5 protein-coding genes and 3 tRNA genes are annotated in these 6,668 nt (G+C 49.8%); 5 read left to right on the top strand and 3 right to left on the bottom strand.

Going from position 1 to position 6,668, the window contains the following annotated elements; genetic code table 11:
* Positions 1–117: 117 nt before the first annotated feature.
* Positions 118–1,317: a porin OmpC gene (ompC, locus tag NNN64_RS13950; RefSeq protein WP_271441751.1), complete on the top strand. Its 1,200-nt coding sequence runs from the start codon at positions 118–120 to the stop codon at positions 1,315–1,317.
* A 170-nt stretch (positions 1,318–1,487) separates the two neighbouring features.
* Here ompC and NNN64_RS13945 read toward each other — a convergent pair.
* Positions 1,488–1,577 (bottom strand) — tRNA-Ser (locus tag NNN64_RS13945).
* A gap of 93 nt (positions 1,578–1,670) precedes the next feature.
* Between NNN64_RS13945 and mtfA the strand changes: the two genes are divergently transcribed.
* Positions 1,671–2,468, top strand: coding sequence for a DgsA anti-repressor MtfA (gene mtfA, locus NNN64_RS13940; protein WP_271441750.1), 798 nt, complete (start codon positions 1,671–1,673; stop codon positions 2,466–2,468).
* Between the two features lie 99 nt (positions 2,469–2,567).
* Positions 2,568–2,643 (top strand) — tRNA-Asn (locus NNN64_RS13935).
* Positions 2,644–2,685: 42 nt separating this feature from the next.
* Here NNN64_RS13935 and cbl read toward each other — a convergent pair.
* Together cbl and nac are read right to left on the bottom strand one after the other, a co-directional pair.
* Entirely contained in the window at positions 2,686–3,636 is a 951-nt protein-coding gene (cbl, locus tag NNN64_RS13930; protein ID WP_005127780.1) for an HTH-type transcriptional regulator Cbl, read from the bottom strand.
* 101 nt (positions 3,637–3,737) lie between these two features.
* Entirely contained in the window at positions 3,738–4,655 is a 918-nt protein-coding gene (nac, locus tag NNN64_RS13925; protein ID WP_271441749.1) for a nitrogen assimilation transcriptional regulator NAC, read from the bottom strand.
* A 326-nt stretch (positions 4,656–4,981) separates the two neighbouring features.
* Between nac and NNN64_RS13920 the strand changes: the two genes are divergently transcribed.
* Both NNN64_RS13920 and shiA read left to right on the top strand, forming a co-directional pair.
* Positions 4,982–5,057 (top strand) — tRNA-Asn (locus NNN64_RS13920).
* 214 nt (positions 5,058–5,271) lie between these two features.
* A complete protein-coding gene (shiA, locus tag NNN64_RS13915; protein WP_271441748.1) occupies positions 5,272–6,588 on the top strand; it encodes a shikimate transporter in 1,317 nt (438 codons plus the stop codon).
* Positions 6,589–6,668 lie beyond the last annotated feature (80 nt).

Raw genomic sequence — 6,668 nt, 5'->3', positions numbered from 1 at the left:
ATATATAATTGTTACATGTTATATTTTAAATTAAATGAACTTCATAGATAGTATCAAAATGTAGTTTTTTGGATGCACTACATATTCATATAAATTATTATCATAAGGAAATACATAATGAAAAGAAAAGTACTGGCAATTATTGTCCCCGCGTTATTAGCGGCCAGCGCTGCAAATGCAGCTGAAATCTATAATAAGAACGGCAATAAATTAGATCTGTACGGTAAAGTAGATGGCTTACATTATTTCTCTGATGATGCGAGCGATGATGGCGACCAGACTTACGTTCGTGTTGGCTTCAAAGGCGAAACTCAGATCAATAACATGCTGACGGGTTACGGCCAGTGGGAATATAACGTTCAGGCCAACAGCACCGAAGGTGAAGGCGCAAACTCCTGGACTCGTCTGGGCTTCGCTGGTTTAGGCTTTGGCGAATATGGCACCTTCGATTACGGTCGTAACTATGGCGTGGTATACGATGTAGAAGCGTGGACCGATATGCTGCCAGAATTCGGTGGCGATACCTACACCCAGACCGACGTTTATATGACAGGCCGTACCAACGGTGTTGCCACTTATCGTAACCACGGTTTCTTTGGTCTGGTCGACGGTCTGAACTTCGCTCTGCAGTACCAGGGTAATAATGAAAACCCAGGTTCAGGCGAAGGTACTGGCAACGGTGGTGACCGTAAACTGTCTCGTGAAAACGGCGACGGGTTCGGTATGTCCACCTCCTATGACTTCGACTTCGGTTTAAGCCTCGGCGCGGCGTATTCTTCATCTGACCGTACCGATAATCAGGTCGCCCGCGGTTACAACGATGGCATTAATAGCCGTAACAGCTATGCTGGCGGTGACAAAGCTGATGCCTGGACCATCGGTGCGAAATATGATGCCAATGATATCTACCTGGCTGCGATGTATGCAGAAACCCGCAATATGACTGCATACGGCAAAGGTACTTATAAAAATGCTGCTGGTGACGATGTTGATAAAGGCGGTATCGCAAACAAAACGCAAAACTTTGAAGTTGTGGCTCAGTACCAGTTCGATTACGGTCTGCGTCCGTCCGTATCTTACCTGCAGTCCAAAGGCAGTGATTTAGGCGGTCAGAGAGTCAGCCATGGTAATTGGCGTTACGTTGACAAAGACCTGGTAAAATATGTTGATGTCGGTGTGACTTATTACTTCAACAAAAATATGTCCACCTACGTTGATTACAAAATCAACCTGCTGGATGAAGATGACAGCTTCTATGAAAGCAATGGCATCGCAACCGACGATATTGTTGCCGTTGGTTTAGTCTACCAGTTCTAATTTTGTACAAGACGTATCAGGCCTGCTTCATATGAAGCGGGCTTTTTGTTTATTTGAAGCGGATTTTTATGTCGCGAAGGCAATAGACTGACAAACTTGTGAGGATACTCAAAGAAAAAAACATCTGTAGCTGCTGTCGTTGAAAGCAAGGCGTGCAAGTGTTTGAATAGTGGCGGAGAGAGGGGGATTTGAACCCCCGGTAGAGTTGCCCCTACTCCGGTTTTCGAGACCGGTCCATTCAGCCGCTCTGGCATCTCTCCGTTCTGGTGGTTGCCATGATGCCAGGTAATTTGGCATTTTAACAGACCCAGTTCCGTCAATTTCGTTCAAGTGACGAGTTTGCGAGCAAAACGATGATTAAGTGGCCCTGGAAAGAGCAAGAAACAGCCCGGAATGATGACTGGCCCTGGGATGATGCCCTGGCAATTCCTCTTCTGGTGAATCTTACTGAACAAGAACAAGCCAGGCTTATTGCCCTGGCCGAGCGTTTTTTACAGCAAAAAAGATTGGTTGCACTACAAGGATTTGAACTGGACGCACTAAAAAGTGCACGAATTGCTCTGCTTTTCTGTTTGCCTGTTCTGGAATTAGGCATCGAGTGGCTTGATGGTTTTCATGAAGTCCTCATTTACCCTGCCCCGTTTGTCGTGGATGACGAATGGGAAGATGACATTGGGCTGGTGCACAATCAACGGCTTATTCAGTCAGGCCAAAGCTGGCAACAGGGTCCGGTGATCCTGAACTGGCTTGATATACAGGATTCCTTCGATGCTTCCGGCTTTAATCTGATTATTCATGAAGTGGCACATAAACTTGATATGCGTAATGGCGATCGCGCCAGCGGCGTTCCGGCTATCCCGCTGAGGGAAATTGCGAACTGGGAGCACGATCTCCATGCCGCGATGAACAACATCCAGGATGAAATCGATCTAGTGGGTGAAACGGCCTGCAGTATAGATGCCTACGCAGCAACCGATCCTGCAGAATGCTTTGCGGTATTATCCGAGTATTTCTTCAGCGCCCCCGAGTTGTTTGCACCACGTTTCCCGGCATTGTGGCAACGCTTTTTCCAGTTCTATCGCCAGAATCCAATGCTTCGGTTGCGCGATAGCCAGGAAGAAGACCATTTTCGCTCATCAAATGTGCATTAATACTGAATTTGAAGATTAATTAACCAATTGATATGGCGTATTAATTTTACTGTTGACACGTCATGGTGAGGTCAGTAATATGCGCCTCGTTCACACGATTCCTCTGTAGTTCAGTCGGTAGAACGGCGGACTGTTAATCCGTATGTCACTGGTTCGAGTCCAGTCAGAGGAGCCAAATTTAAGAAGCCTGCTTAGGAAACTAAGCAGGCTTTTTGCTTTATATTTGATAATCAATCATCACTTCATCAGGCTCCATTGCCTGGCGTTTAATCTCTTCCACAGATAAACCTGCGTTGCATAGTTCGATGAAGCGCCAGACGTAATTGCGCTGCAACTGACCGCGTTTGAGCCCCAGCCAAACGGTGTTCGCATCAAATAAATGCCGGGTATCAAGGCGAGTTAACGTCCCCTCCTCCTGCTCGCCACTGGATTGCTCCGCCACCAGTCCGATTCCCAGCCCAAGCGCGACATACGTTTTAATCACATCCGAGTCCTGTGCACTGAGGATAATATCCGGCACCAACCCTTTACGCGCAAATGCCTCATCAATACGTGAGCGCCCCGTAATGCCCTGCCGATAGGTAATGAGCGGCCAGTGAGCAATAGACTCGAGCGTAAGCGGGGAAGCCTTAACTAATGGATGATCATGTGGAACGAGCAGGCTGTGCTGCCAACGAAACCAGGGAAACGCGACCAGCAGCGGATCGCTGCTGAGTCGTTCACTGGCAATACCAATGTCAGCGCCACCATTTTGCAGGAGAACGTCAATTTCTTGCGGAGTCCCCTGGATAAGCTCCAGGCGAACCTCCGGGAAGAGTTCACGAAATGCTTTGATCACCGCAGGCAAACTATAGCGCGCCTGTGTGTGTGTGGTCGCAATGGTCAACACACCAGACGTATCATTGGTAAACAGGTCCGCCAGTCGGCGAACATTGCTGGCTTCATTAAGAATACGTTCAGCGATCACCAGCAGCGCCTTCCCCGGTTCGGTCATGCCAAGTAAACGCTTACCACGGCGAATAAAAATTTCGATGCCAAGTTCGTCTTCAAGTTCACGAATATGCCGACTTACCCCCGACTGCGAGGTATAAAGAATATTCGCGACTTCCGTCAGGTTGTAATCCTGGCGGGCCGCCTCGCGGATTATTTTAAGTTGCTGGAAATTCACTTTTCGCTCCGGGTACATCAGACATTACGCTATTGTTAAAGTCTGACGCCCGGCATAACAAATAATAAAAACCTGCATCTTATTCCTGGCTGGAATAAGGTTTAACTCACCAACTGTAGCTCACGATTGTCCAGAGCCGGACGGCTAACCAGCGACAACAGAATTTCTTTCACCGCCTGAGCCTGTGGTGTCAAACTGCCTCTGGCTGACATATTAAGCGAGAGGGGCAGATTCATTGAGGGCGTTGTAATCCGCGCCATCCAGCCATTCGCTGCATGACATAATGCCCGGGCTGCTGATTCAGGCAAAACCGTCACCCCCATACCGCTGGCAATCGCGGCCGTTAGGGTAGAGATAGAATCAATTTCACCTATTACTTTGGCCGTTAAGCGGCGCAGTGAGAAGGCTTCGTCAACACGGAGGCGAACCGCACTGTAATCCCGTGGCAGAAACAAATTCATCTGCGCGACTGCCGTTAAATCGACACTTGGCCCAGGACATTCACGCGTCCCCACCAGGAAAAGATCCTCTTTGAGTAACGGTTGACTGGAAATACCCGCGATCGGCGAGCGCTCGTAGAGCACCGCCATATCTAATTGACCACTGAGCAATTTATCGTTCAGCACCGCCCCGCTGTTTTCATGCAAATAGACCAGTACATCGGGCAGCTCGGCGCGAACGGTCTGTAATAACGGCATGGTAATTGATGATGCTGCAGTGCCAGGTGCCAGGCCAATAGAGACGTGTCCACTCAGGGTCTGCCCTACATTATTGACCGCAAGCTGTGCCTGTTCACACTGACGTAATATCGTCCGGGCGTGCGTATACAACACTTTCCCCGCCTCCGTCGGCGTCACCCCGCGTTTAGTGCGGATCAACAACTGTTGATCCAGTTCCCCCTCCAGCGTAGCAACCTGCTGGCTCAGCGCGGGTTGAGCGATATGCAACACTTCCGCTGCCTGGGTCAGGCTACCAATATCGACGATTTTTACGAAGTATTTCAGTCGTCTGAAGTTCATTTTGCCTCCTGTCGGAATACCAGAACCCATGCTGGCAGTCATGAAACTCAGGATTGCAAGATACTTGCCAGTTTCATCTGTAGACGAGTATTTAATGTTAAGCTCCCGTTAAGTAAGGGATAGCGCAGGAAAGGGATAGCTTCTACTGATTCCGCCTTTTTCCGGACTGCCCCACAAGAGGTAGACACGCACCAGAATGGGGCAAATGCCTAAAAAGCATGAAAGATCGCCGCTTTGTTGAATTTGTCAGCAAACGAACACACAATTTCATTTACCCCTTTGACAACCCCCATCGCCCCCGCTAATATGCGCCTCGTTCACACGATTCCTCTGTAGTTCAGTCGGTAGAACGGCGGACTGTTAATCCGTATGTCACTGGTTCGAGTCCAGTCAGAGGAGCCAAATTTAAGAAGCCTGCTTAGGAAACTAAGCAGGCTTTTTGCTTATTAATTTCTTCAATCGTCTTATTTTTCATCTTGCCCTCTTGTAAGGGATAAAATCGTTTTATCTTCTCGTCTGTCGCGGTAGTCTCATTACAGTCGTTTATATCTCGACTGCAATGTGCGTAACCTAACTCCAATACTAATAATTAAAAAACAGTACAGACAGGATAACTATGGATTCCACCCTCACCTCCACGGGTCCCCAGCAGGACACCTCATCGCTTAACCGTGCCCGACGTGCCGCACTCGGCAGCTTCGCGGGTGCCGTGGTCGACTGGTATGACTTTCTGCTTTATGGCATCACCGCCGCGCTGGTATTCAACCGCGAATTTTTTCCGCAGGTTAGCCCAGCAATGGGGACGCTCGCTGCCTTCGCCACCTTTGGTGTCGGGTTTCTGTTCCGCCCACTAGGCGGAATCATCTTCGGCCACTTTGGCGATCGCCTGGGCCGCAAACGAATGTTGATGCTTACCGTCTGGATGATGGGGATTGCAACTGCACTGATTGGTATCATTCCCTCTTTCGACACCATTGGCTGGTGGGCACCTGTCCTGCTGGTGACGCTACGTGCCATTCAGGGTTTCGCCGTCGGCGGCGAGTGGGGTGGCGCGGCATTACTCTCTGTTGAAAGTGCCCCGAAAAATAAAAAAGCTTTCTACAGTAGCGGCGTTCAGGTCGGTTACGGCGTCGGGCTACTGCTCTCTACGGGGCTGGTCTCGTTGATTAGCTCGCAAACAACCGATGAGCAGTTCCTGAGCTGGGGCTGGCGTATTCCGTTCCTGTTCAGCATTGTGCTGGTTCTGGGCGCGCTGTGGATGCGCAACAGAATGGATGAATCGGCTGAATTCGAACAGCAAAAACAGGAACCCCAACCGGTGAAAAAACGACTGCCGGTTATCGAGGCACTCACCCGTCACCCAGGGGCATTTCTGAAAATTATCGCCCTGCGTCTGTGTGAGCTCCTGACGATGTACATCGTCACCGCGTTTGCTCTCAACTACTCCACCCAAAACCTGGGGCTGCCGCGCGAACTGTTTCTGAATATCGGATTACTGGTTGGTGGGCTGAGTTGTTTGACCATCCCCTGCTTTGCCTGGCTTGCCGATCGCTTTGGCCGTCGGCGCGTTTATATTACCGGAGCACTGGTCGGTACGCTCAGCGCTTTCCCGTTCTTCATGGCCCTGGAAGCGCAGTCCATCTTCTGGATAGTGTTCTTCGCGATTATGTTGGCCAACATTGCGCACGATATGGTGGTCTGCGTACAGCAGCCTATGTTTACCGGCCTGTTTGGCGCAAGCTATCGCTACAGTGGCGCGGGCGTGGGCTATCAGGTTGCCAGCGTTGTCGGCGGTGGTTTTACGCCTTTTATTGCCGCTGCATTAGTGACTTTCTCCGGCGGCGACTGGCACAGCGTTGCCATTTACCTGATGGCCGGATGCCTTATTTCGGCCGTCACCGCAATACTGATGAGAGATAAGCAACACGCGTAAACCTTTATGCGAAGGCCATCGGGTCTTCGCATAATCTTCCTCAACGTCTGACTTTTGTTTCACATTCCTGTGACATACTA

The organism is Citrobacter sp. Igbk 14, assembly GCF_028069825.1.
Classification (GTDB): Bacteria; Pseudomonadota; Gammaproteobacteria; order Enterobacterales; family Enterobacteriaceae; genus Citrobacter.
The sequence above is the reverse complement of the archived record's forward strand: the minus strand, read 5'-3'. Positions and strand labels throughout refer to the sequence as shown.

What these genes read in the sequence shown, in the direction of transcription:
- nac (WP_271441749.1), bottom strand. Translation starts at nt 4,655, where the DNA reads ATGAACTTCAGACGACTGAAATACTTCGTAAAAATCGTCGATATTGGT.
- shiA (WP_271441748.1), top strand. Translation starts at nt 5,272, where the DNA reads ATGGATTCCACCCTCACCTCCACGGGTCCCCAGCAGGACACCTCATCG.
- ompC (WP_271441751.1), top strand. Translation starts at nt 118, where the DNA reads ATGAAAAGAAAAGTACTGGCAATTATTGTCCCCGCGTTATTAGCGGCC.
- mtfA (WP_271441750.1), top strand. Translation starts at nt 1,671, where the DNA reads ATGATTAAGTGGCCCTGGAAAGAGCAAGAAACAGCCCGGAATGATGAC.